25 protein-coding genes are annotated in these 25,679 nt (G+C 72.0%); 7 read left to right on the top strand and 18 right to left on the bottom strand.

The annotated features are described in order from the left end of the window. Positions 1–51: 51 nt before the first annotated feature. The 8 genes from HMPREF3159_RS04670 to HMPREF3159_RS04635 form a co-directional block, all read right to left on the bottom strand. The gene (locus HMPREF3159_RS04670) at positions 52–510 is read right to left on the bottom strand and encodes an ASCH domain-containing protein (RefSeq protein WP_070499894.1); all 459 of its coding nucleotides are present in this window, start codon (positions 508–510) and stop codon (positions 52–54) included. Between the two features lie 127 nt (positions 511–637). Next, the gene (gene fdhD, locus HMPREF3159_RS04665) at positions 638–1,510 is read right to left on the bottom strand and encodes a formate dehydrogenase accessory sulfurtransferase FdhD (RefSeq protein ID WP_070499893.1); all 873 of its coding nucleotides are present in this window, start codon (positions 1,508–1,510) and stop codon (positions 638–640) included. A gap of 100 nt (positions 1,511–1,610) precedes the next feature. After that, positions 1,611–2,138, bottom strand: coding sequence for an SRPBCC family protein (locus HMPREF3159_RS04660; RefSeq protein WP_070499892.1), 528 nt, complete (start codon positions 2,136–2,138; stop codon positions 1,611–1,613). 96 nt (positions 2,139–2,234) lie between these two features. Further along, on the bottom strand, positions 2,235–2,723 hold the full coding sequence (locus HMPREF3159_RS04655; protein ID WP_083305794.1) for an SRPBCC family protein: 489 nt from the start codon (positions 2,721–2,723) through the stop codon (positions 2,235–2,237). A gap of 163 nt (positions 2,724–2,886) precedes the next feature. Beyond that, positions 2,887–3,576 carry a sarcosine oxidase subunit gamma gene (locus tag HMPREF3159_RS04650; protein WP_070499891.1) on the bottom strand — a complete coding sequence of 230 codons (690 nt, stop codon included), beginning with the start codon at positions 3,574–3,576 and terminating at the stop codon, positions 2,887–2,889. Then, the gene (locus HMPREF3159_RS04645; RefSeq protein WP_070499890.1) at positions 3,566–6,520 is read right to left on the bottom strand and encodes an FAD-dependent oxidoreductase; all 2,955 of its coding nucleotides are present in this window, start codon (positions 6,518–6,520) and stop codon (positions 3,566–3,568) included. Before HMPREF3159_RS04645 ends, HMPREF3159_RS04650 begins: the two co-directional genes overlap by 11 nt. Next, entirely contained in the window at positions 6,513–6,962 is a 450-nt protein-coding gene (locus HMPREF3159_RS04640; RefSeq protein WP_070499889.1) for a sarcosine oxidase subunit delta, read from the bottom strand. Before HMPREF3159_RS04640 ends, HMPREF3159_RS04645 begins: the two co-directional genes overlap by 8 nt. A gap of 34 nt (positions 6,963–6,996) precedes the next feature. Next, positions 6,997–8,214, bottom strand: a complete 1,218-nt coding sequence (locus HMPREF3159_RS04635; protein ID WP_070499888.1) for a sarcosine oxidase subunit beta family protein — start codon at positions 8,212–8,214, stop codon at positions 6,997–6,999. A gap of 174 nt (positions 8,215–8,388) precedes the next feature. Here HMPREF3159_RS04635 and HMPREF3159_RS04630 point away from each other — a divergent pair, with 174 nt between their 5' ends. The 7 genes from HMPREF3159_RS04630 (at position 8,389) to HMPREF3159_RS04600 (ending at position 16,530) form a co-directional block, all read left to right on the top strand. Next, the gene (locus HMPREF3159_RS04630) at positions 8,389–9,051 is read left to right on the top strand and encodes a GntR family transcriptional regulator (protein WP_070499887.1); all 663 of its coding nucleotides are present in this window, start codon (positions 8,389–8,391) and stop codon (positions 9,049–9,051) included. Positions 9,052–9,247: 196 nt separating this feature from the next. Then, entirely contained in the window at positions 9,248–10,606 is a 1,359-nt protein-coding gene (locus HMPREF3159_RS04625) for an MFS transporter (RefSeq protein WP_070499886.1), read from the top strand. Between the two features lie 210 nt (positions 10,607–10,816). After that, positions 10,817–12,640, top strand: coding sequence for a BCCT family transporter (locus tag HMPREF3159_RS04620; RefSeq protein ID WP_070499885.1), 1,824 nt, complete (start codon positions 10,817–10,819; stop codon positions 12,638–12,640). Further along, positions 12,637–13,455, top strand: coding sequence for a creatininase (locus tag HMPREF3159_RS04615; RefSeq protein WP_070499884.1), 819 nt, complete (start codon positions 12,637–12,639; stop codon positions 13,453–13,455). Before HMPREF3159_RS04620 ends, HMPREF3159_RS04615 begins: the two co-directional genes overlap by 4 nt. Before the next feature lie 247 nt (positions 13,456–13,702). After that, positions 13,703–14,953 carry an aminopeptidase P family protein gene (locus HMPREF3159_RS04610; RefSeq protein ID WP_070499883.1) on the top strand — a complete coding sequence of 417 codons (1,251 nt, stop codon included), beginning with the start codon at positions 13,703–13,705 and terminating at the stop codon, positions 14,951–14,953. A gap of 243 nt (positions 14,954–15,196) precedes the next feature. After that, complete coding sequence (locus HMPREF3159_RS04605) at positions 15,197–15,742, top strand: cupin domain-containing protein (protein ID WP_070499882.1); 546 nt, start codon at positions 15,197–15,199, stop codon at positions 15,740–15,742. After that, positions 15,739–16,530, top strand: coding sequence for an IclR family transcriptional regulator (locus tag HMPREF3159_RS04600; protein WP_070499881.1), 792 nt, complete (start codon positions 15,739–15,741; stop codon positions 16,528–16,530). Before HMPREF3159_RS04605 ends, HMPREF3159_RS04600 begins: the two co-directional genes overlap by 4 nt. A 16-nt stretch (positions 16,531–16,546) precedes the next feature. On the opposite strand, the gene HMPREF3159_RS04595 is transcribed toward HMPREF3159_RS04600, so the two are convergent. The 10 genes from HMPREF3159_RS04595 to HMPREF3159_RS04550 all read right to left on the bottom strand — a co-directional run bounded on the left by HMPREF3159_RS04595 (position 16,547) and on the right by HMPREF3159_RS04550 (position 25,454). Next, complete coding sequence (locus HMPREF3159_RS04595) at positions 16,547–17,299, bottom strand: NAD(P)H-binding protein (RefSeq protein WP_371441690.1); 753 nt, start codon at positions 17,297–17,299, stop codon at positions 16,547–16,549. 87 nt (positions 17,300–17,386) lie between these two features. Further along, positions 17,387–18,331: an ABC transporter substrate-binding protein gene (locus tag HMPREF3159_RS04590; RefSeq protein WP_070499880.1), complete on the bottom strand. Its 945-nt coding sequence runs from the start codon at positions 18,329–18,331 to the stop codon at positions 17,387–17,389. A 208-nt stretch (positions 18,332–18,539) separates the two neighbouring features. After that, positions 18,540–19,211, bottom strand: a complete 672-nt coding sequence (locus HMPREF3159_RS04585) for an ABC transporter permease (RefSeq protein ID WP_070499879.1) — start codon at positions 19,209–19,211, stop codon at positions 18,540–18,542. Continuing rightward, the gene (locus HMPREF3159_RS04580; RefSeq protein WP_070499878.1) at positions 19,208–19,858 is read right to left on the bottom strand and encodes an ABC transporter permease; all 651 of its coding nucleotides are present in this window, start codon (positions 19,856–19,858) and stop codon (positions 19,208–19,210) included. Before HMPREF3159_RS04580 ends, HMPREF3159_RS04585 begins: the two co-directional genes overlap by 4 nt. Continuing rightward, positions 19,855–20,790 (bottom strand): ABC transporter ATP-binding protein, encoded by a 936-nt coding sequence (locus HMPREF3159_RS04575; RefSeq protein WP_070499877.1) that lies wholly within the window; start codon positions 20,788–20,790, stop codon positions 19,855–19,857. Before HMPREF3159_RS04575 ends, HMPREF3159_RS04580 begins: the two co-directional genes overlap by 4 nt. Positions 20,791–20,897: 107 nt before the next feature. Beyond that, complete coding sequence (locus HMPREF3159_RS04570) at positions 20,898–21,716, bottom strand: class II glutamine amidotransferase (RefSeq protein ID WP_070499876.1); 819 nt, start codon at positions 21,714–21,716, stop codon at positions 20,898–20,900. A 125-nt stretch (positions 21,717–21,841) separates the two neighbouring features. Further along, positions 21,842–22,660: an amino acid ABC transporter permease gene (locus HMPREF3159_RS04565; protein WP_070499875.1), complete on the bottom strand. Its 819-nt coding sequence runs from the start codon at positions 22,658–22,660 to the stop codon at positions 21,842–21,844. Positions 22,661–22,763: 103 nt separating this feature from the next. Next, positions 22,764–23,462: an amino acid ABC transporter permease gene (locus tag HMPREF3159_RS04560; RefSeq protein WP_010549189.1), complete on the bottom strand. Its 699-nt coding sequence runs from the start codon at positions 23,460–23,462 to the stop codon at positions 22,764–22,766. 125 nt (positions 23,463–23,587) lie between these two features. Further along, positions 23,588–24,571, bottom strand: coding sequence for a glutamate ABC transporter substrate-binding protein (locus HMPREF3159_RS04555; protein ID WP_070499874.1), 984 nt, complete (start codon positions 24,569–24,571; stop codon positions 23,588–23,590). 67 nt (positions 24,572–24,638) lie between these two features. Then, a complete protein-coding gene (locus HMPREF3159_RS04550) occupies positions 24,639–25,454 on the bottom strand; it encodes an amino acid ABC transporter ATP-binding protein (protein WP_070499873.1) in 816 nt (271 codons plus the stop codon). Positions 25,455–25,679 lie beyond the last annotated feature (225 nt).

The raw sequence follows: 25,679 nt of genomic DNA, 5'->3' as shown, positions 1-25,679 counted from the left end.
GGGACGGTCACCGGGCCGCGCAACAGGCGGCACAGCGACTGGGTCAGGCGGTCAGCAGGGGTGGATCAGGCGGAACCGCTCGCAGACCACGGGCATGTCCGGCGCGAAGCCGCCCGATGAGTGCTCGGTCCAGAAGCGCTCGTGGATCTGCCGCCAGGCCGCGAGAGTCCGGTCACCCTCCCCCTCGGCGTGGGCGTGCTCGGCGGTGACCTGGTCGAACGGGACGGTCGCGACCTCCGTCGCCTCCAGCACCGCGCGCGGCGCACCGCCGCCGTCGAGGATGATCGCGAGCTCGCCGACCTCCGGGACCGGGTCCCCGTCGGCCTCGTAGTCCCGAAGCGAGGAGGCGGTCCCCGTCTTCACCCCGTCGAGCACGAGGCGGAGCAGCCCGTCGGCGTGCTCAGGGGTGGCGCCGAACGCCCAGGCCTCCGGCCTCTGCGCGGGCAGCTCGGGGTGGGCGGTGCGGGCCTCGGCCCAGAACTGCTGGAGGGCGGCGTCGTCGCTGGTCACCCCCGCACCCTACCGGGCTCCGGGGAGCGGAGCCGGCCACCTGTTCCGGCCGACGAGGTTCGGCCGGATGGGCCCGGCGATCCGAGCCGGCGCGGATCGCCGCAGCAGGCCGAGGTCGGCGGCGCGCTCAGCCCTCCGCGGCGGAGAGGTCGAGGCGCTCGGGGTGGGTGTAGAGGTTCATGCGGCCGTCCCCGTCCTCGCGGGCGCGGGTGAAGCCGACGAGCGTCTGGCCGAACTCGCGGGCGGTCTCGACAGCGAGGGAGCTCGCGGCGGAGACGCAGGCCACCAGCGGGATCCCGGCCATGCAGGCCTTCTGGACGATCTCGAAGCTGGCCCGGGAGGAGACCAGCAGGAAGCAGTCCCGCAGCGGCAGGCGGTCCTCGAGCAGGGCCCAGCCGATCACCTTGTCGACCGCGTTGTGCCGGCCCACGTCCTCGCGGACCACGAGCAGGTTCCCCTCGAGGTCCACGAGCGCGGCCGCGTGCACCCCGCCGGTGCGGGCGAAGACGGCCTGCTGACCGGAGAGCGCCCGGGCGGCGCGGAGGATCACCTGCGGGTCCGCCACCCAGGACTGCAGCAGCGTGTAGCGGCTCTTCTGCCGGACGGCGTCGATGCTCTCCGCGCCGCACACCCCGCAGGCGGAGGTGGTGGTGAAGGCGCGGGCGACCTGCGGCAGCAGCTGCGGCCGGGTGGTCGTGAAGTCCATGACATTGTAGGTGTTCTGGGCGAAACCGCTGCCGGCGTCGACCACGGCGCCGTCGCAGTAGCGGGCCTCGGCCACGTCCTCGCGGTCACGGATCAGGCCCTCGGCGTGCAGGAAACCGTGGATCAGCTCGACGTCGTCGCCGGGGGTGCGCATGGTGAGGGAGAGCTGCTGCCCGTTCAGGCGGATGTCCAGCGGCTCCTCGACCGCGACGTGGTCGCCCTTGCGTCCGGCGTAGAGCTTCCCGTCCCGCACCCGGACGGTGCGGATCCGCGTGCTGTCGGTGACCCTGCCCATCCCTCGAGGATAGTCCGCTCACCCGGGGCGCGGCCGGGCACGGGACGGGGCCGACGAGGGACGTTTGCGGGGAGAGCCCGACGGGGCAGGCCCCGGGCGATCACTCCTGGGCGTCCTCGGCGGCTTCCGGCGCACCGGTGCCGTTGCGACCGTTCTCCGCAAGGCGCTTGGCGAGGTCGAGCTCCAGCTGCCAGCCGTGGAGGTTCTCCTCGTAGTTGCGCCGCCGCACCGCCTCGTCCAGGCCCAGCTTCGCGAAGCCGCGCTCGCGCACGGTGAGCCGCACACGGTTCCGGGCCGCGGTGCCGGCGGGGTCGATCACGAACTCGACGGTGTTGTTCGGGGCGTCGGAGATCTCGCCGAGCCCGCCGCCCAGCCAGCGGAACGCGACGCGGTTCGGCGGCTCGTGCGCCTCGATCGCGAGCTGGAAGCTGCCGTGGACGGGATCGACCACGTGCGTGACCGGACCCGACGTGGTGATCTCGTGCTCGCGGTACTGGCCGTCGTTGATGAACCAGCCGGGTTCGCGGATGACCGCGAACACCCTCTCCGCGCTCGCGTCGATCAGCACGCTGTGCACGATCTCGTCGGGGACGGGGGCGTCGGCGGGGAGGGACTGTGCGTCGGCCATGGCGGTGCTCCTCGGGTCGGGGCGGCGTCGTCGCCGACCTCACGAAGCGTGCCAGAGATCGGCGGCCCGGGCGAGGCTCCTCCCCGGCCCGCGAGGTCAGTCCTTCGTGACCGCGGCGGCGAGCAGGTTCAGCGACTGCTCCAGATCCTCCTCGGGGATCATCGGGAAGCGGATCTGCTTGAGCAGCTCGGGATCGGTGACGTCGGACCAGCTGTACGTCAGCGACACCTCGGTCGCGTCCGAGCCCTGCGGGGTGAGCTCGTAGAGCCACTCCCAGCCCTTCGGGCCCTCGGGGGCGCTGCCGTCCTCCCCCTCGGGAGCGGGCTTCCAGCCCACCATCTTGTTCTCGTCGTATGCGGTGACGAAGTTGTGGGTGCGATAGTCGCCGCCCATGTGGTCACCGTGCATGTTCATCACGAACTTCTCGCCCACAGCGGTGATCCGCTCGGTGTCGTCGGCGGCGCGGACGAAGCCGGAGCCGTCGAACTCGTGGTGGCGGGCGGGCAGGGTCAGCACCGCGAACACGTCCTTCGCGGGCACGTCGATCGTGCGGGTGACGGTCAGATGGGTCTGCTCTGTGTTCATCCCTCCACCCTGCCTCGTGAGCTGCGAGATGTCACGCCGCAACGACCGGGCGGTCGAACTGCCTGGTCACCGCGGCGCGGGGACTCCCTGGGAGCAGCCGGGCACGGCGCGAGGGGCCGACGGACGTATCCCGTCGGCCCCTCGCGCCGTGCCGCGGGCGAGCTCAGGCGTGCTGCGCGGGGCGCACCGAGCGCTGCGCGGACTCCTCCTCCGGGCAGGCGGAGCCGAGCTCCGTCATGCCGTCGACGAGCCAGCGCACCAGATGGTCCGCGAAGGAGGCGCGGGGCAGGATCCGCCAGGTCTCCTCGCCGCTGCGCACGAGCACCACCGGGATGGTGCTCAGCAGCGTCGCCTCGGCTCGGCCGACGCCGAACACGCGCGGGTGCAGGTCCAGCGCGACGCTCTTCTCGAGCACCTCGCGGGCGCCGGGTCCCTCGAGCACCAGCACGGTGCGGTTGGCGGAGAGATCCACGGCCTGTCCGGGGACGCCTTCCTCGAGCGCCTCCTGGTAGGGCACCTCGACGCCGGGCTCCTGCCGGCGGGAGACGTCCACGGCGAGGAACTCGTCCGGCGAGAGGCGCAGGACGTGCAGGCCGTCCAGGTCGCCGGTCACCTCGCCGTGCTCCGTCGGCAGCGGCACGCCCAGCACGGACTCGAGCGCCGTCGCGCCCTGCTCGCCGGGCACGGCCCGCAGGCCGATCTGCACGGCGAACTCGTGCTCGCGCAGGGTCACGGCGCGCGCCCCGGTGACGGCGGCGCCCTCCATCAGGTCGGTCAGATGGCGGGCGGGGGCGGCGCGCAGCCGCTCCAGGACGTCCATCGGGGTGGTCGGGGTGGTGCTGTCAGCCGTCACGGCGGGCTCCTTCGGGGTCGACGAGCACGGGAGAGGTGATGGTCAGGTCGATGATCCGGTCCCCCTGCGGGGAGCGGACCTTCTCGCCGATGCGGCCGAGGCCGCCGTCGACCAGGGCGAGCGCGAACGGCTGGTCGAGAGCCGCCGAGAGGTACGAGGAGGAGACCCAGCCGATCATCGGCACGGGCCCGTCCTCGGGGGTGATCGGGGTGTCGGCGTCGACGATCTGCGCGCCCTCCTCGAGGCGCGTGGTGCCGTCGTCGCTGAGCAGGCCGACGAGCTGGCGGCGGTCCTCGCGCACGGAGTCCGGGCGGTCCAGGGACCGCTTGCCCACGAAGTCCTTCTTCTTCGCGCCGATGATCCACGACATGTTCGCGTCCTGCGGGGTGATCGTGCCGTCGGTGTCCTGGCCGACGATGATCAGGCCCTTCTCGGCGCGCAGCACGTGCATGGTCTCGGTGCCGTAGACGACGATGCCGAACTCATGACCGGCCTCGTGCACGGCCTCCCACACGGACCGCCCGTAGAAGGCGTCGACGTTGATCTCGAAGGCGAGCTCGCCGGAGAACGAGATCCGCGGGATCCGGGCCGGGATGCCGCTGGCCAGGACCGTGTCGCGGAACTCCATGAACCCGAACGCCTCCTGGGAGACGTCGAGGTCGGGGGCGACCTTCGCGATCACGTCGCGGGAGCGGGGCCCGGCGACGGTGATCGTGGCCCACTGCTCGGTCACCGACGTCATGGACACGTCCAGCTCCGGCCACTCCGTCTGGTGCCACTCCTCGAGGTGGTCGAGCACGGCGGCGGCCCCCGAGGTCGTGGTGGTCATGAAGAAGTGGGCCTCTGCCACGCGCAGCGTGACGCCGTCATCCATGATCATGCCGTCGGGCCCGCACATCACGCCGTAGCGGCCCTTGCCGACCGGCAGCTTGAGGAAGCCGTTGGTGTACATGCGGTTGAGGAACCTCGCCGCATCCGCACCGCGGATCTCGATCTTGCCGAGGGTGGTGCCGTCCATCATGCCGACGGAGTCGCGCACGCCGGCGCACTCGCGCAGCACCGCCGCGTCCATGTCCTCCTCGCCCTGCGGGAAGTACCTCGGTCGCTTCCACTGGCCCACGTCCTCCCAGACGGCGCCGTGCTCGAGATGCCACTGGTGGATGGAGGTGATGCGGGCGGGGTCGAACATCTGCCCGCGACGGCGGCCGGCGAGGGCGGCGAAGCTCACCGGGGCGTAGGGCGCCCGGTAGGTGGTGGTGCCGATGCCGCCGAGGTCCTCCTCCCCCAGCAGCACGCTCATCACACCGATCGCGGCGACGCCGGAGGTCTTGCCCTGATCGGCGCCGGTGCTGATCGAGGTATAGCGCTTGACGTGCTCGACGGCGCGCATGCCCGCGCCCAGCGCGCGCAGCACGTCGCGCACGGTCTGGTCGCGCTGCAGGTCCACGAAGTGCTCTCGCCAGCGCTCGGGGTCCTCGGTCGCCGCGGAGACGGGACCGCTGTCGGGGCTGGGCACGAGCCACAGCGGCCGGGCCGGCGCCACGGGGGCCGACGCCTCGGCCTGCGGGGCCTTCGCCGTGATCGGGTATCCGGCGGCGGTCGCGGCGGCGGCCCCGGCCTCGGCGCCCTGGGAGAGGGCGCCCGCGAGGTCGGCGGTGCCGAGCACGGAGCCGGCCAGGTGCTGGTCCTCGACCGAGGGGACGGCGACGAACGAGGTCAGCGCCTCGTCGTACTGGATCCGGCCCTGGCGCTGGGAGTGCAGGTGCACGAGCGGGGAGAGCCCGCCGGAGACGGCGAGGAGGTCCGCGGCGACGGTCTCGACCTCGCCGGCGATCTCGCCGTCGGCGCCCAGCGGCGCGATCTGCACCGCGGTGAGGCGGTCCCCGTCGCCGCCGCCGACGGTGTCCACGACGGACCAGCCGAAGCGGGCGTCGACGCCGGTCGCCTCGAGGACCGCCGCGGCGCGGGCGCTGGGCTCGGGGCGGGAGTCGAGCACGACGGGCAGGCGCACGCCCGCGTCGTGCAGGTCCGCGACGACCTCCCAGGCGGAGTCGTTCGTGGTCAGCACCGCGACGTCCTCGCCCGCGGCGACGCCGTAGCGGTTGAGGTAGGTCTGCACGGCTGCGGCGAGCATGACGCCCGGGCGGTCGTTGTGCGCGAACACGACGGGGCGGTCCATCGCGCCGGGGGCGAGCACGACCTGCTTCGCGCGGATGTGCCAGACGCGCTGGCGGGAGACGCCGGGGCGACCGTCGTCCGCGCCCTCCGCGGGGAGTCCGAGGTGGTCGGTGCGCTTCTGCAGGGCGGTGATGTAGTTCGAGTCGTAGCTGCCGAAGACGTTCGTGCGCTCGAGCACGGTGACGTCCTCGGTGCGGCGCAGCTCGGCGACGGTCGCATCGACCCAGTCCATGGCGTCCTGGTCGTCGATCCGCAGGCCGCGCGAGGACAGCAGCGAGCCGCCGGCGAGGGGCTGCTCGTCCAGCAGCATGACGCGGGCGCCGGAGCGGGCGGCCTCGCGGGCGGCGGCGAGTCCGGCGGGACCGGCGCCGACGACGAGCACGTCGGTGTGGACGTGCTTGTGGTCGTAGTAGGCGTGGTCCTCGCGCGGGTCGAGCGTGCCGAGCCCGCTGAGCAGGCTCGCCTCGAGCCCGTCGACGGCCTCGACCGTGGTGGCGGGGAGCATCGACTCGTCGGTCCCGTTCTCCCGTCGGTCGTGGACGGTGATCAGGGCGTTGGTCTCCTCGAGGCCGGCGGCCATGAGGCCGCGGGGGCGTGCGAGGTAGATCGAGGGGGCCACGGCCAGGCGACCGGCGGCCAGCAGGGCGCTGGCGACGGTGTCGCCGGCGAGCGCGGGCAGCGTCTCGCCCTCGACCGTGAGGGTCAGGGGCCGTGCGGGGTCGACCCCGTGGGCGGGGCCGCGGCGGGGGGTCTGGTTCTCAGGCATGGTCGTCCTCGTTCCCGGTGCGAGCCTCGGGGGCAGGGGTGGAGCCGTCGGCGGCGCTGCCGGCGGCGGAGGGGTCGGCGAGGGAGCCGTCGGTGCGTCCCTCGGTGGTGGTCATCGAGGCGAAGCGGTCCGGCTCGGCGGCGTCGGCCGGGACCTTCTCGGGGCCGGGCAGATCGGGGCGCGGGGAGCCCATCGGGTAGATGCGCTCGAAGCGGTAGGTGCGGGTGTCGCGCAGGGCGTTGAACCACTTGCGGCAACCGGCCGAGTGCTGCCAGCGCTCGGCGAGGATGCCCTTGGTGTTGGCGCGGTAGAAGAGGTAGCGGGACCACTCGCGGTCGTCGAGGGCCGAGGGGTCCTCGGGGTAGGGCACGTGGGCCTCGCCGCCGTAGTGGAACTCGACCTCGTTGCGGGGTCCGCAGTGGGGGCAGTCGATGAGGAGCATGGTGGCCTCCTGGGTTCGTGGCGCCGGGGCGCGGTCAGTGGGCGACGCCGGCGGCGCCGTGCTCGTCGATGAGGTGACCCGTCTCGAAGCGGTCGAGGGTGAAGGGCGTGTTGATCTCGTGCGGCTCGTCGTTGGCGATCGTGTGTGCGAGGGCGAAGCCGGCGCCGGGGGTGGCCTTGAAGCCGCCGGTGCCCCAGCCGCAGTTGACGTACAGCTGGTCCACCTCGGTCTTCGAGATGATCGGCGAGGCGTCGGCGGTGACGTCGACGATGCCGCCCCAGGTGCGCAGCACGCGGGCCCGGGAGAAGATCGGGAACAGCTCCACGGCGGCGGCGAGCTGGTCCTCGACGACGTGGAAGGCGCCGCGCTGGCCGTAGCCGTTGTACTGGTCCACGCCCGCGCCCATCACGAGCTCGCCCTTGTGGGCCTGGGAGACGTAGACGTGCACGTGGTTGCTCATCACGACGGCGGGGTGGACGGGCTCGAACAGCTCGCTGACCAGGGCCTGGAGGGGGCGGGACTGGACGGGGAGGCGCACGCCGGCGGTCTCGGAGACCTCGGTGGAGTGCCCGGCCGCGGCGAGTGCGACCTTCCCGGCGTTGATCCGGCCGCGGGTCGTCTCGACGCCGACGGCGCGGCCGTTCTCGACGATCACCCCTGTGACCTCGCAGTTCTGGATGATGTGCACGCCCATCTCGTCGGCCTTGCGGGCGAGCGCCCAGGCGACGTGGTCGTGCTTGGCGATGCCGGCGCGGGGCTGGTAGGTGCCGCCGAGGACGGGGTAGCGGATGTCCTCGGAGATGTTGAGGATCGGCACGACCTCCTTGACCTGCTTCGGGTCCAGCCATTCGGCGTCCACGCCGTTGAGCTTGTTGGCGTTGACGCGGCGCACGGAGCCGCGCACGTCGCCGAGGGTGTGGTCGAGGTTGAGCACGCCGCGCTGGCTGAAGAGGAAGTCGTACTCGAGCTCCTCGGGCAGCTGCTCCCACAGCTTCAGCGAGGCCTCGTAGATCATCGCCGACTCGTCCCACAGGTAGTTCGAGCGGATGATCGTGGTGTTGCGGGCCATGTTGCCGCCGGCCAGCCAGCCGCGCTCGAGCACGGCGACGTTCGTGATGCCGTGGCGGGAGGCCAGGTAGTAGGCGGCCGCGAGGCCGTGGCCGCCGCCGCCGACGATCACGACGTCGTAGCCGGACCACGGCTCGGGCGAGTGCCACAGGAAATCGGGATGCTCGGGAAGAAGGTCGGCCATGGAGGGTTCCTTCGCAGAGGGGGACGGGGCGCGCCGTCGCCGGCGGTGAGCCGGACGGAGCGTGTGTCGACCAGTCGACTGTGACTGATATATCACTGGTCGCTCACTGTATGGTGGGTCACATCCGGTGTCAATCCCACCCCCGCCCCCACCGCCCGACGCTCAGGAGCAGAGATGACCACGTCCCTCGGCGCCTCCCCCGCCTCGCTCGCCGAGCAGGCGTACCTGGCCCTGCGCGACCGGCTGATCATGCTCGAGATCGCTCCGGGCGAGCCGCTCCAGGAGGGCCGGATCGCCGAGGAGCTCGGCGTGGGCCGCACCCCGGTGCGTGAGGCGATCAAGCACCTCGAGCTCGACCATCTCGTGGTCACCTATCCCCGCCGCGGCACCTTCGCCACCACGGTCGACATCACGGCGCTGGCGGCGATCACCCAGGTGCGCGCGGCGCTCGAGCCGGTCGCGGTCCGCGCCGCGTCCGCGAACCAGGATCCCTCGGCCCGAGCCGCCCTCGAGGAGTCGCTGCGCTCACTCGACGCACTCGAGGCCGAGCCCGAGGCCGCGGACCCGCGCCATGCCCTGCAGGTCGACGTCGGCGTGCACCGCGCGATCTACCACGCCTGCGGGAACGTCTATCTCGCCGAGACGCTGCTGCGCCTGGACAACCTCTCCACCCGCATCTGGTGCGTGGCGATGCACCGCCTGCCGGGCCTGACCTCGCACGTCACCGAGCTGCGGGAGATGCTCGACGCGATGCTCGCGGGGGACGACGACCGCGCCGCGGAGCTCGTCACGCAGCACGTCGCGGAGTTCGAGTCCTCCATCCGCACGGTGCTCTGAAGCCAGCATCCGGCCGGGCGTGCAACGAGACGGTCACGGGCCACCGAACTCCTTGACGTGACCCAGCCCACAGGACATCCTGGCAACTCAGTTGTACTGAACGCAACGCACGAGTTCGCCGGCGCGCACCTCCTCCCGCGTCGCCCCGAGCGAGCCGACGGCCCCTCCCGACGGCGGGAGGCAGACAGGAGCCCCGATGTCCAGCACCCCCTCCCATGCGACCGCGGCCGCGGCGACGCGGCTCGAGCGCGGCCAGGTCAGGCTGACGCTCAGCACCGTCGGCCTGGGCACCTTCATCGAGTGGTTCGAGTACGCCAGCTACGCCTATCTCGCCACCACCATCGCCCAGGTGTTCTTCCCGAGCACCGACCCGGGCATCGCGCTGATGCAGACCTTCGGCGTCTTCGCGCTCTCGTTCCTGGTCCGACCGATCGGCGGGCTGTTCTGGGGCCACTTCGGCGACAGGATCGGTCCGAAGCGCACGCTCACCCTCACCATCGTGGGCATGGGGCTGGCGACCTTCGCCATCGGCGTGCTGCCCGGCTACGCCACGATCGGGCTCGCCGCCCCGATCCTGCTGCTCGCGGCCCGGATGCTGCAGAGCTTCTGCGCCGCGGGCGAGTACTCGGGCGCGGCGGTGCTGCTGGCCGAGCACGCCCCGGCGCACAAGCGCGCCCGCTGGGTCTCGACCGTCCCGATCGCGACGTCGGCCGGCTTCCTCGGTGCGTCGGTGATGGCCTCGCTGCTCAACGGCCTGCTGTCCGAGGAGGCCGTGCAGGAGTGGGGCTGGAGGATCCCGTTCCTCGCCGCGGCAGTGCTCACGATCGTGGTGCGCTGGATCCGCCGCAAGGTCTCCGACTCGCCGGTGCGCGAGCAGATGGAGAAGGAGGAGGCGGTCGCGACCGCGCCGCTGCTCGAGCTGATCAAGGGCCACTGGCCCTCGATGCTGCGGATGCTCTTCATCATGGCCGTGAACGCGAGCGGCTACTACCTGGTGCTCACCTACATGGCCACCTACATCGAGGTCGAGCTGGGGCTGACGGCCTTCCAGTCCAGCCTGATCCTCTCGCTCGCGCTGGTGCTCTACCTGCCGCTGATCTTCGTGGGCGCCTGGCTCTCTGACACCTTCGGCAGGCGTCGACTGCTGCTGATCAACGTAATCGGGTTCATCCTGCTGAGCTACCCGGCCTTCGTGCTGCTGGGGCAGTCCGGCTTCCTCGGCGTGCTGCTGATCCAGATCTCGCTGGTGGCGCTGTTCAGCCTCAACGACGCGACCTTCGCCGTCTACTTCGTCGAGGCGGTGCCGCCGCAGGTGCGCCTCTCCGGCTTCGCGATCCCCTTCAACTTCGGCAACGCGATCTTCGGCGGCACCGCGCCGTTCATCGCGACCTGGCTGATCTCGGTCACGGACAACTCGTACTCGCCGGCCTTCCTGATCATGGGGCTCTCGCTGCTCGGGCTGGTCGCGCTGATCCTCCAGGGCGACTCGTACGATCCGAAGGCCGCCCGGGAACAGGCCGCCCGCGAGGAGCAGGAGCAGCTCGCCGCCCCCTGAGCGCCCGACGCGCCGCGCGGGCGCCTCCCGGGCGCCGCGCGGCACGCCGCGCCCCAGAACCCCCTTGACTGTGACCGTCGCCACGTGAATGATTAGGCAACCGCGTTGCCCCCAACGCAACAGTGCAGGGAAGCCAGTTCCGCGGACCGTCGAGCGATCGAGGACGATCGCCCTCGGCCCGGCCGCACCGACCATCCCGAGGGGTGTCCCATGACGACCACAGAGACGAACCATCCCGGCGCCGAGGACCCGTCCTCGCCCCCTGAGCCCGAGAACCGCGAAGGTGCGGCGGAGACGCCCGACGGCGCCTCCCGCGCCGATGAGCGCACGGTCGACCTCCCCCGCTTCCGCGGATTCCAGATCCCGGCGCTGGATCGCACGATCATCATGGTGCTGCCGCCGCTGCTGATCGTCGGCGTCGTCATCGCGGTGATCCTCGCACCCGACGCCTCCGCGAACCTCATCTCGAACCTGCGCTCCTTCGTCACCGGCGGATTCACCTGGTGGTTCGTGCTCTACTCGCTGATCGCAGTGGCGGTCTGCGTGTGGCTGTGCATCAGCCCGCTGGGCCGCATCCGCCTGGGCGGCCCGAAGGCCCGGCCGGCCCACGGAAACTTCGCCTGGTACTCGATGCTCTTCGCCTGCGGGCAGGGCGTGGGCCTGATCTTCTGGTCCCTCGCCGAGCCGATGATGCTGCGCGACGGCGCCCCGGTGGCCTCGGACATGGGCAACGCCGGCCAGTCCGGCATCATCTGGACCTACTTCCACTGGGGTCCCACCGCCTGGGCGATGTACTGCGTGGTCGCGATCTGCCTGGCCTACTCGCACCACAACCTCGGCAAGACCCTCACCTTCCGCGAGGCGACCGTCGACATCCTCCCCTCGGCCGTGCGCCGTCCCGCCGGCGTGGTCATCGAGCTGCTCGCGATCATCGCGACCGTGCTGGGACTGGCGACCTCCTTCGGCTTCGCGGCGATGCAGTTCTCCTCGGGCCTGAACGCCTTCACCGGGGTCGCCTCCGGCCCCCAGGTCTGGATGATCGTGATCATCGTGCTCGGCACGCTCACCGCCATCTCCGCCTTCATGGGCGTGAACAAGGGCATGAAGCGGATCAGCGAGCTGAACTCCGTGCTCAGCATCGTGCTGCTGGTCGGCGTGTTCGTCTTCGGGCCGACGATCTTCATCCTCTCGAACATGTTCCAGACCTTCGGTGGCTTCTTCGCCTCCTTCCCGGCCATGAGCTTCTGGACCGAGGCCGAGACCGCCGGCAGCGGAGCCCCCTGGAACGAGCTCTGGAACGGTCCGTGGACCGTGTTCATCTGGTGCTGGGTGATCGCGTTCTCGCCCTTCGTCGCCGGCTTCATCGCCCGGATCTCCCGCGGCCGCACGCTCCGCGAGTTCGTGCTCGGCGTGACGATCGTGCCCTCGCTGATCGTGATGGTGTGGACCGCGGTCATCGCCTCGGCCGGCATCCGCTACGACGACCAGAACGGCCTGGTGATCTCCGAGGCCGTGAACGAGGACCTCTCGGTGGCGCTGTTCCGGATGCTGGAGATGGTCCCGGGCATCGGCATCGTCCTCCTCATCGTGGCGACCGTGCTCGTCGCGACCTACTACGTGACCAGCCTCGACTCCGGCACCTACGCGCTGGCGGAGTTCGTCTCGGCCCCGAAGAAGTCCGGCCCCGCCTTCCGCGTCGTGCTCGTGATCTCGATCGCGACCGTCGCGGCGGTGCTGCTGTCCCTCGGCGGCGCGGCCGTGGTGGACACCGTCCAGACCGGCACGATCATCGGCGCCTTCCCCTTCTCCTTCGTGATCATCCTGATGATCGTGAACCTGATCCGGCGCCTGCGCAGCCGCAACGCCGCGGTCGTGCGGACCGAGCGCGAGATCAACGACCCCGAGCCCCGCCCCGAGGACGAGTTCGTCGACGAGGACGGGATCCCCGACCCCAAGCGCGGCGTCGGCGAGGGCACCTTCGTGCCCCCGCAGACGATCCGCCGGCACGACGACCGAAGGGATGACTACCGATGACAGAGCCCACCACGCCCGACCTCCCGTCGGCCGACGGGCCCGCCCGCACCGTGCGCCTGGCGACGATGACCGCCCGGGAGTACGAGGAGTGGGTGGGCGGCGGGAGCGCCGTCGCGATCCTGCCCACCGGGGCGTTCGAGCAGCACGGCCCGCACCTGCCGCTGGGGACCGACGCGATCCTCTCCACGGCGGTCGCGACCGCCGTCGCCGAGCAGACCGGGGCGAAGGTGCTCGAGCCGTTCACGCTCGGGTACAAGTCCCAGCAGCGTTCGGGCGGAGGGAACCACCTGCCCGGCACGCTCAGCCTCGACGCCGATGCGCTCATCGCCCAGGCGCGCCAGCTGATCCGGGCCCTGCTCGCCCAGGGCGTGCGGCATGTGGTGGTGCTCAACGGCCACTACGAGAACACGCAGTTCCTCTACGAGGGCGCGGACCTGGCGCTGCGCGACCTGGGCCTGGCCCCGGGCGCGGAGCAGTCGGTGATGCTGCTGTCCTACTGGGACTACGTCTCCGCGCCGACTCTCGAGGTCGTCTACCCAGGCGGGTTCCCCGGCTGGGACGTGGAGCACGGCGGCGTGCTGGAGACCGCGCTGCTGCTGCACCTGCGGCCGGAGCTGGTGCACATGGACCGCGCGGTGAGCCATCCGCCCGCCGCGCCGTACCGCTTCGACCGCCTGCCGGTCGTGCCCGAGCGGACGCCGGAGACCGGCTGCCTCTCGGCGCCCGACGGCGCGAGCGCCGAGAAGGGCGAGCTGCTGTTCACGCAGACCGTTGCGGACCTCGCGGCGGAGCTGCGCACCGAGCTCGGGCTCTGACCTCGACGAGCCTCGCTCCGCGTCCGCCTCGGGCGAGGCGCGGGGCTCGTCGTCCGCCGGGCGGCCCCGTCGGCCCCGTCTGCATCGCCGACCCCGCCTCCGCCCGCCCCACCATCACGGGTCAGCAACTTCCTCCCCGAACCGCTTGACGTGACGCCCCTCACGCGCAACACTGGCGCAACAGGGTTGCACTCAAGGCAACCACCAAGGCCACATACCGTGCCGTGCCCCGCCGAAGGAGACAATCATGACCGCGACCACCGCAACCTCCGTCAACGACCTCGAGCGCCTCAAGGTCCTCCACAACGGCGAGAAGCAGCAGCTGACCTTCTCCGACGCCGAGTTCGAGCGCCGCCTCAGCGGGCTGCGCAGGATCATGGCCGAGAAGAACCTCGACGCCGTGATCCTCACCAGCTACCAGGGCATCAAGTACTACTCGGACTTCCTGTTCACGTACTTCGGCCGCTCCTACGGCATGGTCGTCACCGCCGACGACACCTGCACCATCACCGCGAACATCGACGCGGGCATGCCCTGGCGCACCAGCTACGGCGAGAACATCGTCTACACCGACTGGAACCGCGACAACTTCTACTACGCGCTCCAGCAGGCCCTGGCGCAGCGCGGGATCACCGACCCCAAGCGCCTGGGCATCGAGGACGACACCGTCACGCTGCAGATCCTCCGCCGGCTCCAGGACGCCTTCCCCGGCGCCGAGCTGGTCGACGTCTCCCAGGACGCGATGCGCCAGCGCATGATCAAGTCCGCCGAGGAGATCGCGGTGATCAAGGAGAGCGCACGGATCGGCGACCTCGGCGGCGAGGCGATCAAGAACGCCGTCCACGCCGGTGTGCAGGAGTTCGAGGTGGCGCTGGCCGGCACCGAGGCCATGACCCGCGAGATCGCGAAGACCTTCCCGCACCGCGAGGTGCGCGACACCTGGGTGTGGTTCCAGTCCGGCATCAACACCGACGGCGCCCACAACTGGGCCACCACGCGGAAGGTGCAGGAGCACGACATCCTGTCGCTGAACGCCTTCCCGATGCCCACCGGCTACTACACGGCCCTCGAGCGCACGCTGTTCTTCGGCGAGCCCGACGAGGAGTCGCTGCGTCTGTGGAACATCAACGTCGAGGTGCACCGCGCCGGCATCGAGCTGATCAAGCCCGGCGCCGTGTGCAAGGACATCGCCCATGAGCTGAACAAGATCTACATCGGCTACGGCCTGCTGCCGAACCGCACCTTCGGCTACGGCCACTCCTTCGGCGTCCTCTCGCACTACTACGGCCGCGAGGCCGGCCTGGAGCTGCGCGAGGACATCGACACCGTGCTCGAGCCGGGCATGGTCGTCTCGATGGAGCCGATGATCACCGTGCCCGAGGGCCAGCCCGGCGCGGGCGGCTACCGCGAGCACGACATCCTCGTGGTCGGCGAGGACGGCGCCGAGAACATCACGAAGTTCCCCTTCGGCCCGGAGCACAACATCATCCCTGCCTGATCAGGCACAGGGGACGCCGGCCGGCATCACCGCACCCGCGGACGATGCCGGCCGGCGTCCTCGTCCCCGCCGCACCCGCCCGACCCGCCCGTGCTGCCCCGCCCCGATCCGACCAGAGCGGCATGATCGGTCATGGGCGCTGGGCGTGCCACTACGCCTATATAGGCGTACTGGTACGCCCTGAGCCGCCTCACGACCATCTTCACCGCCTGCCGGCCCGATCCCCGACCCCAGGAGCCCCGCATGAGCAGCCCGGAGACACCGCAGCACCGGCCCGCAGCCCTCGACCAGTCGGACGGCCCCGTCGAGCGGGCCGGCGAGCACGAGTTCGCGCACACCCTGCACGAGGGGACCGGCGACCTGCGCATCTGCCATCATTTCGCCGGCAGCTCGCAGCTGCCCGTCGCGCTGCAGACCTGGACCCTCGCGCCCGGCGCCTACGAGGGCATGCACGCGCATGACGAGCCGGCGCTCGAGGAGATCTACCTGGTCCTCTCCGGCCGGGCCCGCATCCGCCAGGACGGCGAGACGAATCCGCTGGGACCCGGGGACGCGCTGCGCGCCCCGGCCGGCGTCGAGCACGACCTGGCCTGTGAGGGCGACGAGCCGCTGCAGGTGCAGGTGGCACGGGGGCCGAGGGGGCACTTCGACATGAGCGGCCTCGGCTCGCAACGCAAGGCCCTCGCCGCCCGCGACGCTGCGTCGGCCGCGCGCGACGAGACCTCTGGCGACGCGTTCTCCCGCTGCGAGGCCCCCGGGGACGACAGCGCCGATAGGATCCGAGGATGACCAGCACCAACGAGCAGGAGCGCTCCGAGAGCGGCCGCGGCGCCTCCGTCATCGTCAACGTCCTGCGGATCATCCGCTGCTTCACCGTGGAGCATCCCCAGCAGGGCGTCACCGAGATCGCCGAGCAGGTCGGCCTGCACAAGTCGAGCGTCTCACGGATCCTGTCGACCCTCGAGCAGGAACGCGTGGTCGAGCGCGACGAGGCCTCCCGCCGCTACCGGCTGGGCCTCGGCCTGATCGCGGTCGCCGGACCGCTGCTGGCGGAGCTCGACGTGCGCCGGGTCGCGCTCGAGGACCTGCAGGACCTCGCCGAGCGCACCGGGGAGACCTCCGCGCTCGCGGTCTGGAACGGCGCGGCGTCGGTGACGGTGGAGCAGGTCCCGAGCCGCCACCAGATCAAGCACACCTCGGTGCTCGGCAGCCACTACCGCACGGCGCTGAGCTCGACCGTGCAGGTGCTCCTCGCAGCCCTCGAGCCCGCCGAGGCGGAGGCCCTGGTCGTCGCCGGCACGATCCGTCTCGAGGAGGGCTGGGAGACCGGCGACTACATGGAGCGGCTCGCCCGGGTGCGGGAGCAGGGGTACGCGCTCAACGACCGCGAGACCTCCGAGGACGAGGTCTCCCTCTCCGCGCCGGTGCGCGACCACCGCGGGGAGGTCGCCGGCGCCGTGCTCCTCGCGGCGCCGTTCTACCGCGCCGGGGCCGAGCAGCTCCCGGAGCTCGCCGCCCGGACCCGTGCCGCGGCCGACGCGATCTCGCGCCGGCTCGGCGCGGTGAGCCCGGGCTGAGGAGCCCCTCCCCCGCTCACAGCGGGTCGGCGACCGCCTCCTCGAGGCCGAGCGGCGCCCGCCCCAGGACCTCCTGGACGTGCCCGGAGACGAGGTCGAGCTCGCCGTCGCGGATCGCGGTGTAGGTGCTGATCCACGCCTCGACCTGCCAGTCCGGTGCGCCGTAGGGGGCGCGGGAGGCGCGGGCCTCGGCGATCGTCTCGTCGACGTACTCGTACTCCTCCCCCGTCGCGCGCGTCATCAGCAGCGCCGCCTCGGCGAGGCTGACCGCGACCGGGCCGGTCAGGTCCAGCGCCCGGCCGGCGTAGGGGGCGGGGTCGCGCAGGATCCGGGCGGCGACCTCGGCCACGTCGCGGCGGGCGACGAAGGCGCAGCGGCCCGTGCCGCCCGGGCCGCGGATCACCCGGTCGTCGCCGGCGAAGTCGAGCAGCACGTCGGCGTAGAAGCTGTCGCGCAGGAACGTCCAGGCCATCCCCGAGCCGCGCAGCATGTCCTCGGTCGCGCGGTGGTCGCGGGCGAGGGTGAAGCCGGCGTCGTCGGCCGCGCCGAGGAAGGATGTGTAGACCACGTGCCGCACCCCGGCCCGGGCCGCGGCATCGATCGCGGTCCGGTGCTGGTCTCGCCGGTCGGCGGCCTCGCCGGCGGAGACCAGCAGCAGCGCGTCGGCCCCGTCGAAGGCGGCGGCGCAGGCGTCCGCGTCGCCGAACCCGGCCTGTGCCTGCTCGACGCCCTCGAGCGCGGGGAGGCGCTCGGGGCTCCGGCCGACCAGGCGCAGCGTGACCCCGGGGCGCCCCGTGGAGCAGGCGGGCGACCTCGCCGCCCACCTTCCCGCTCGCGCCGGTGACCACGATGCGCATCAGAGCAGGCCCTTCTCGGTCAGCCAGCCGGTGGCGATGTCGGCGCTGGAGGCCTGGTCCACGACGCTCTGCCGGTTCAGCTCGACGAGGTCGTCGGCGCTGAGCTCGGCGATCACTCCCTCGATCGCCTCGGCCGCCTGCTCGTCGATCTTCTCGGAGACGACGGGGACCACGTTCTGCGGCAGGATCATCGACTCGGGGTCCTCGAGCACCACCAGGTCGTTCTCGGCGATGGAGGGATCGGCGCTGTAGATGTCGGCGAGCTGGACGTCCCCGTCCAGGAGGGCCTGGACGGTCAGCGGACCGCCGGAGTCCTCCACGGGCACCACGGCGATGTCGACGTCGTACACCGCCTTCGCGCCCTCGGGGCCGTAGGGCCGCGTCTCGAACTCGCTGTTCGCGGCGATCTTCAAGTCCTCCTCGACGCCTGCGAGGTCGCCGATCGTGCTGAGGGAGTGCGTGGAGGCGAAGTCGGAGGTGGTGGTGTAGGAGTCCTGGTCGGAAGCCTCTGCGAAGGAGAGCACGCGCAGCCCCTCCGGCAGGGCCTCCTCGAGGGAGGAGCTGATCTCCTCGGGGCTCGCCGAGCCTGCGTCGGGCTGGTAGTGCTGCAGGAGGTTCCCGAGGTACTCGGGCAGCAGGTCCAGCGACCCGGCCTCGAGCTCGGGCATGTACACCTCGCGCTGACCGATCTGGTACTGGCGGTCGACGGTGAAGCCCGCCTTCTCGAGCACCTGCGCGAACAGCTCGGCGATGATCTCGTTGGAGTAGTAGGCCTGGGAGCCGATGGCGAGCGCGCCCGCGGGAGCCTCGCCGCCGCCGGCGGAGCCGGAGCTGCCGCCCTCCTCCTCGAAGGGGTCGGAGCTGCCGCAGGCGGCGGCGCCGAGGGCGAGCCCGCCCGCGCCGAGGGCGCCCAGCAGGTGACGACGGGTGCTGTGGATGCTCATGAGGGTTCTCCTGGGGTGGTGCGGGCGGCGGGAGGCAGTTCGTGAAGCGGTGACGCGGCGGGGGACGGTCGACTGCGGGCGTGTGGCGTTCCTCCATGCCTATATAGGCATAGAGGCACGCCAGACGCCCATGACCGGACGGACCTGTGGCCGCCGGCGTGCCGGACCGGGTCCGCGAGGCGGGCGGGCTCGGCGTGGTCAGCGGTGGTCATGCTGCCGCCGTCCCGCGCGGTGCGGTCGCGCGCTGGAGCAGCAGCAGGGCCAGGTCGAGCACGAGGGCGAGCACGATGACCAGCAGTGACCCGGCGATCATCTGCGGATAGTCCTGGGAGCCGAGGCCCTGGAAGATGTATCGGCCCAGGCCGCCGCTGCCCACATAGGCGGCGAGCATGGCGGTGGCGACGACCTGCACGGTCGCGCCGCGCACCCCTCCCACCAGCAGCGGCATCCCCAGCGGGAGCTCGACCCGGGTGAGGATCTGCCATTCGGTCATGCCCTGGGCGCGGGCGGCGTCGACGGTGGCGGGGTCCGCCGATTCGACGGCGGAGTAGGCCCCGGCCAGCAGCGAGGGGATCGCGAGGATCACGAAGGAGAGCAGCGGCGCGGTGAGCCCGATCCCGACCAGCAGCGCGAACAGGGTCACCAGGCCCAGGGTGGGCAGGGCGCGGGCCGCGCCCGCGGCGCCGACGGCGAGGCCCTTGAACCGGCCGGTGTGGCCGACGTACAGCCCGACGGGCACGGCGATCAGCGCAGCGACCAGCACGCCGAGCGCGGTGTAGCCGAGGTGCTCGGCGGTGCGCAGGGGGATCCCGGACGGCCCGGTCCAGCGCGCCGGGTCGGAGAGCCACTCGAAGGCTCCGGCGAAGGGGTTCTCGTTCACGGCCTGCTCCCCTCCCGTCCGCGGTGCCAGGGCATCAGCAGGCGGCCCAGCAGCACCAGCAGCGCATCGGTGAGCAGCGCGAGTGCGGCGGTCGCGACGACGCCGGCGGCGATCTCTGCGACGATCCCTCGCCGCACCCCGTCCACGAACAGCATCCCCAGGCTCGGCACGCCGAGCACACCGCCGACGGTGACCAGCGAGATCGTGCTGACCGCGACGACCCGCACCCCGCCCAGCAGCACCGGTCCGGCCAGCGGCAGCTCGACCTGCCAGAAGCGGGCGAGGGGGGCGTAGCCCTGCGCGGTCGCGGAGCCGAGCACGTCGCGGGAGACGGAGCGGAAGCCGTCGGAGGCGGTGGGGACCATGAGCGCGAGGCCGTAGAGGGTCAGGGCGATCACGATGTTCAGCGGGCTGCGCACGCCGGTCCCGATCAGCCCGGGCAGCAGCACGAACAGCGGCAGGGACGGGATCGCATACATCAGCCCGGAGGTGGTGGTCACGCCGGTGCGCAGCCAGCCGCGGGAGTTCGCGAGCTTCGCCAGCGGGAGGGAGAGGAGGAGGGCGAGCAGGATCGGCGGCAGCGCCTGGACCAGGTGCGCGCCGGTGTATCCCGCGATCACGTCGAGGTTGTCGAGGACCCAGCTCACCGGGGCGGCTCCTGCCCGCGCTCGCCCTCATGGCCCCCGTCGGCCCGATGCGAGCCGGTCCCGCTCGAGCCGGTCCCGCTCGAGCCGTTCCCGCTCGAGCCATTCCCGCCACCTGCGGGGGCGCCGGCGAGCACCCCGGCGGCGCGCCCGTCCGCGTCGACGACGACGTCGCGGCCGTCGACATGCTCGACGTGCAGGGTGCGGGTGCCGCGGTCGGCGCCGACGAAGCTGGCCACGAAGTCGTCGGCCGGGTCGGCGAGGATCTCCTGCGGGGTGCCGACCTGGGCGATCCGGCCGCCGGGGCGGAGGATCACGACGCGGTCGCCGATGCGGAAGGCCTCGTCGATGTCGTGGGTGACGAAGACGATCGTCTTGCGCAGATCGCGCTGGAGGCGCTGCAGCTCGCTCTGCAGCTCCTCGCGCACGATCGGGTCGACGGCGCCGAAGGGCTCGTCCATGAGCAGGATGTTCGGGTCGGCAGCGAGGCCGCGGGCGACGCCGACGCGCTGCTGCTGGCCGCCGGAGAGCTGGGCGGGATATCGGGAGGCGAGCTCCGGGTCCAGGCCCACGGTGTCCATGAGCTCGCGGGCCCGCTCACGCGCCTCGCCCTTCGCGGTGCCGCGCAGCACGGGGACGGTGGTGATGTTGTCCAGCACGGTGCGGTGGGGCAGCAGGCCCGAGGCCTGCATGACGTAGCCGATGGAGCGGCGCAGCGCGACGGGATCCATCCCCGCGACATCCTCGCCGTCGATCGTGACCCGCCCGGAGGTGGGGTCGACCATCCGGTTGATCATGCGCATGAGGGTGGTCTTGCCGGAGCCGGAGGTGCCCACGAGCGCGACCGCCTCGTGGGAGGCGATCTCGAGGGAGAAGTCCTCGACGGCGAGCGTCCCTCCCGGGTATTCCTTGCGGACGTTCTCGAAACCGATCACGGGGCCTCCCAGGGCGGTCGGGCCGACGAGCTGTCACTGCCGGAGGCACCAACCCTATCGAGTGGCCCGACGCGCGGGGTCGCGCCAGGCCGTTCGGTCCGCCGCGTTCACCGACCCAGCGGCGGATGCTCCTCGACGCGGAGGCTGCCGCGGTGCACGGTCAGCGCCGCCCCCTGTGCGAGGGTCGCGAAGCCCGCCTGCGGGTAGCCTGTCGAGGAGACGAGCACCCGGTCGTGGTCGGCGCGCCAGCGCAGGTCGTACACCTCCGCCGGCTGATCGGCCGGGGCCTGGGGCGGATCGTGCTGGGCGAAGGCGACGAGCACGCCGGGCGTGGTGAACAGGCAGTTCAGCGACTCGGGCGGGCGGCCGAAGAGCTCCGTGGTCAGCGCGGTGAGCTCGGCGGCCGCGTGCTGGATCGCGAGCGCCCAGTCCGTCTGCCCCTCCCGCGGCGGGAGCTCGCCCGCCCTGGCGGTGACCAGCGAGAGGAACAGCTCGGAGTCGGTGGTGCCGAGCGGGGCGCGGCCGCCGCGAGCGAGGATCCGCTCGCGCAGCTCGTCGGAGAGGTCGAACTGACCGTTGTGGCTGAAGGTCATCTCCCCCTCGACGAAGGGGTGGGTGTTCTCGGGGGTCAGCGCGAGGCCCACGCTCGCCCGACGCAGGTGCACCACGATCACCTCGCCGCGCGCCTCCGCGACCGCCTCCCCGTAGTCGTTCGAGGCGAGGGCCGTGTCGGTGCCGCGGCGCAGCAGCGGGAGCATCGGGGCGGGGTCGTCGCCCCCGTCGGCCCCCGTGCCCGCGGGATACGAGGCCACGCCCCAGCCGTCCTTGTGCCGCTCGGAGAGCGCCGTGAACAGCGGCAGCTCGCCGGGGACCACCTCGGGCAGCGGGAGCGCGCCGCGGGAGACGACGCCGAGCAGACGGCACATGGGAGAGGCCTTCCTGGAGGGGGCGAGGGCGGGGCGGCCGATGGGACAGCGGTCGCGCCGGTCGCCCTACGGGACGGATCGAGGGAGGGGACGAGCCGGTGCGGCCGAAGCCCGCCCCGCCGCGCTCAGCCCGCGGCGGCGCGGGCCTTCATCCGCGCGTCCAGCGCGAGCGCGATCCGGGTGAGCAGGAAGTTGATGACGATGTAGATCACCGAGACCACCAGGTACGTCTGCACCAGGTAGCGGGTGATCGACACGAGCGTCTTGCCCTGGAACTGCAGCTCGTTGTAGCTGACCACGTATCCGAGGGTCGAGTCCTTCAGCAGCGTGACCAGGGCGAGGATGAGGCTCGGCAGCACCAGGCGCACCGCCTGCGGCAGGATCACCGAGGCCATCGCATCGCGCCGCGAGAGCCCGATCGCGGCGGCCGCCTCGTGCTGGCCGCGGTCCACGGCGTTGATCCCGGCGCGGAACACCTCGGCCGTGGTGGCGGAGGAGACCAGGATCATCGGGATCACCAGCATCCAGAACCGCGGGAAGGTCACGCCGAAGGCGGGCAGGGCCAGCAGGAACGCGTAGACCACCAGCAGCATCGGGATGCCGCGGTAGAACTCGATCCACACCGCCGCGAGCGTGCTCAGCACCCGGAAGCGGGACAGGCGCGCCAGCGCCAGCAGCAGGCCGAGCGGGAAGGCGACCACGGCGGCGAGCGCCGTGACCTTGAGGGTTCCCCACAGGCCCTGGCCGAGGAAGGCGAGGTAGTCGACCCGCAGGTAGACGATCCACTTGCCCGGGTCGAGCTGGCCGTTGGACTGGAACTGCCACAGCGCCCCCGCGAGCAGCGCGAGGATCGCGACCACGCTGAGGACCGACAGCAGCAGGATGCGCCGACGGCCCTTCGGACCGGGCGCGTCGAAGAGGACCTGGGTGGCGCTCGTGCTCATCAGCGCATCTCCTCCCGCTCGTTCCTCGCAGTTCGTCGACCCGCGGAACCCATCGAGCGCATCTCCTCCCGCTCGTTCCTCGCAGTTCGTCGACCCGCAGCACTCATGCCTGGGCTCCTGCCGTCACGTCGAGCGCCTTGCTCGCGCGCGAGCGGTCGCGACCGCCCGGGGAGACGGCCCGCTCGATCGCCCCGCCGAGCGCCGCGCCGCCGAGGGAGAGGACGAGATAGACGGCGCCCGCGATGAGGAACATCAGCACCGCCTGGGCGTAGCGGATGTTCAGCGTCTGCGTCACCCAGGTGACCTCCTGCACCGCGATCGCGGAGCACAGCGCGGAGCCGATCACGGTGCCGATGAACACGTTCACCAGCGGCTGCACCATCGAGCGGAACGCCTGCGGCAGCACCACGTGGCGCAGCGTGCCGAAGAACCCCAGCCCGATCGAGCGGGCCGCCTCCGCATGGCCGACGGGCACGGTGTTGATGCCCGAGCGCACGTTCTCGCACACGAACGCGGCCGACGAGAGGGTCAGCCCCAGCACGCCGCACCAGAAGTAGGGCAGGCGCAGCCCGACGTCCGGCAGGCCGAAGGAGATGAGGATCAGCAGGCTCAGCAGCGGGATGTTGCGGAAGATCTCGACGTACACGGTCGCCGCCCAGCGCAACGGCGGGATCGGGCTGACCCGCGCCACCGCCATCACGGTGCCGACGACGAGCGCGAACACGTAGCCGAGCACCGTCAGGGCGACGGTCGTCCCGATGCCCTGCAGCAGCAGCGGGATGTTCTCGCGGATGGCATCCATCAGGGGCCTCTCAGTGCGATCGGGGGACGGGAGATCGGGGCGGCCGACGGGCCGGCGCCCGGCCTGCGGGCGGCTCATCGGCCGCCGGGCCGGCGGCCCGCCCGTCGGCCGGGCGGCTCAGCCGATCAGGAGGGGAGGTCGCCGGGGGTGGGCGGCTCGGGGGCCTCGGTGTCCATGACCTCGCCGATCGTGGCGGTCCACAGCTTCTCCCAGGCGCCGGAGTCGATGATCTCCTGCAGGAAGGCGTTGACGAAGTCGACCGCGCCCTCGCTGTCCTTCGCGAGGCCCACGCCGTAGGGGTCGTCGACGAAGGGCTCGCCCACGACGGTGACCTCGGGGTCCGCGGCGGAGTTGCCGAGCAGCACGCCCTGGTCGAGCACGTAGGCGTCGGCCCGGCCCTGCTTGAGCGCGGCGACGCAGGACTCGTTGTCCGGGAGGGTCTGGACGAGGGAGGCGTCGTAGTCCGGGATGAACTCCTCCGCGGCCTGGATGCCGGTCGAGTTCGCCTGGGTGACCACCTTCTTGCCGGTGAGGTCCTCGGGCCCGGAGATCGACTCCGCATCCTCAGTCCGCACCTGGATGGCGGTGCCGGAGAGGTAGTAGGGGCCGGCGAAGTCGATGACCTCGAGACGCTCGGGGGTGATCGAGTACGTCGCGATCACGCAGTCCACGGTCCCGTTCTGGACGAGGGTCTCGCGGGTCTCGACGGTGGTGTCGATGTACTCGACCTTCTCCTCGCCGCCCTCGCCGAGGATGTACTTGGCCAGCAGCTGGGTGATGCCGGCATCGAAGCCGGTGGGCTGCCCGCCGGTGGTCGAGGCGAGGGAGAAGACCTGGTTGGCGACGGTGCCGCCGCGGATCAGCTGGTCCTTCTCCTTGATCGCGGCGGCCCAGGCGCTGCCGGCGATCGCGTCCTCGGAGGCGACGGGGCCGGAGGCGATCACGTCGGCGAAGGCCGAGCCCTCGCCGCCGCCGTCGGAGCCGCCGCTGCTGCCGAGGTCGGGGCCGTCGCCGGTGTCGGAGCCGCAGGCGGCGAGGCCGACGAGGGGCAGGGCGGCCGCGGCGGCGACGAGCGCGCGGCGGCGGGGACGGAAGCTCGTGGGGGTCATGGATCTCTCCGGTCTCTCGGTGGGGACTGTGGGGGTCGGTGCGCGCAGCGGGCGGGGTGCGCCGGGATCAGTGCGCGAGGATCTTGGACAGGAACGCCTTGGCGCGGTCGCTGCGGGGAGAGGTGAAGAACTGCTCGGGCTCGCCCTCCTCGACGATCTCGCCGGCGTCCATGTAGACGACGCGGTCGCAGACGTGGCGGGCGAAGCCCATCTCGTGGGTGACCACGAGCATCGTCATCCCGGCCTCCGCGAGCTCGGCCATCACGTCCAGGACCTCGTTGATCACCTCGGGATCCAGGGCCGACGTCGGCTCGTCGAAGAGCAGGGCCTTCGGCTTCATCGCCAGCGCCCGGGCGATCGCCACGCGCTGCTGCTGGCCCCCGGACAGCGCCGTGGGCAGGGCGTTCGCCTTGTCGGCGAGGCCCACGCGCTCCAGCAGCTCCATCGCCTGCTGGTCCGCCTCGGCCTTGGGCACGCCGCGCACCTTGCGCGGGCCGAGGGTCACGTTGTCGATCGCCTTGAGGTGCGGGAAGAGGTTGAAGCTCTGGAACACCATGCCGACGTCGGCGCGCAGGCGGGTGAGCTCCCGGCCCTCCTCGGGCAGCCGCTCCCCGTCGATGGTGATCTCCCCGGCGGTGATCGTCTCCAGCCGGTTCAGGCAGCGGCACAGGGTCGACTTGCCGGAGCCGGAGGCGCCGATCAGCGCCACGACCTCGCCGCGGTGGATGTCGAGGTCGATGCCCTTCAGCGCCTGGAAGTCGCCGAAGAACTTGTCGACCCCGCGCACGGAGATCAGGGGCTCGCCGGTGCGGGGAGCCCCCTCGGGGCGGGTCGGGTCCTGCCCCGCGACGTCGGCGTCGGGCGGCGTGGTGCGCTCGTTCATGCTCCGAGAATGCTTCCCCCGGCGACATCTGTCCACATGAGGGGAGCGCTGATCGGATGTCGGGATGCATTCGTGACCGTTCCGGGACCGTCTGCTGGACGTCTCGGGCGGCTCCTCCGCCCGCTCCGGGCCCGGCTCCCCGCGCTGCGGCCGCGTTTCACCACGCCGCAGCCGCGTCCGACCGCCCTGTCGGTCGCCCGGCCCGGACTGCTCTGCCCGGCGCGG

Origin of the sequence: Brachybacterium sp. HMSC06H03 (assembly GCF_001807385.1) — a bacterium.
GTDB lineage: Bacteria > Actinomycetota > Actinomycetes > Actinomycetales > Dermabacteraceae > Brachybacterium > Brachybacterium conglomeratum.
Note: the sequence above shows the minus strand (reverse complement) of the source record. Positions and strands in the feature narration are given on the sequence as shown.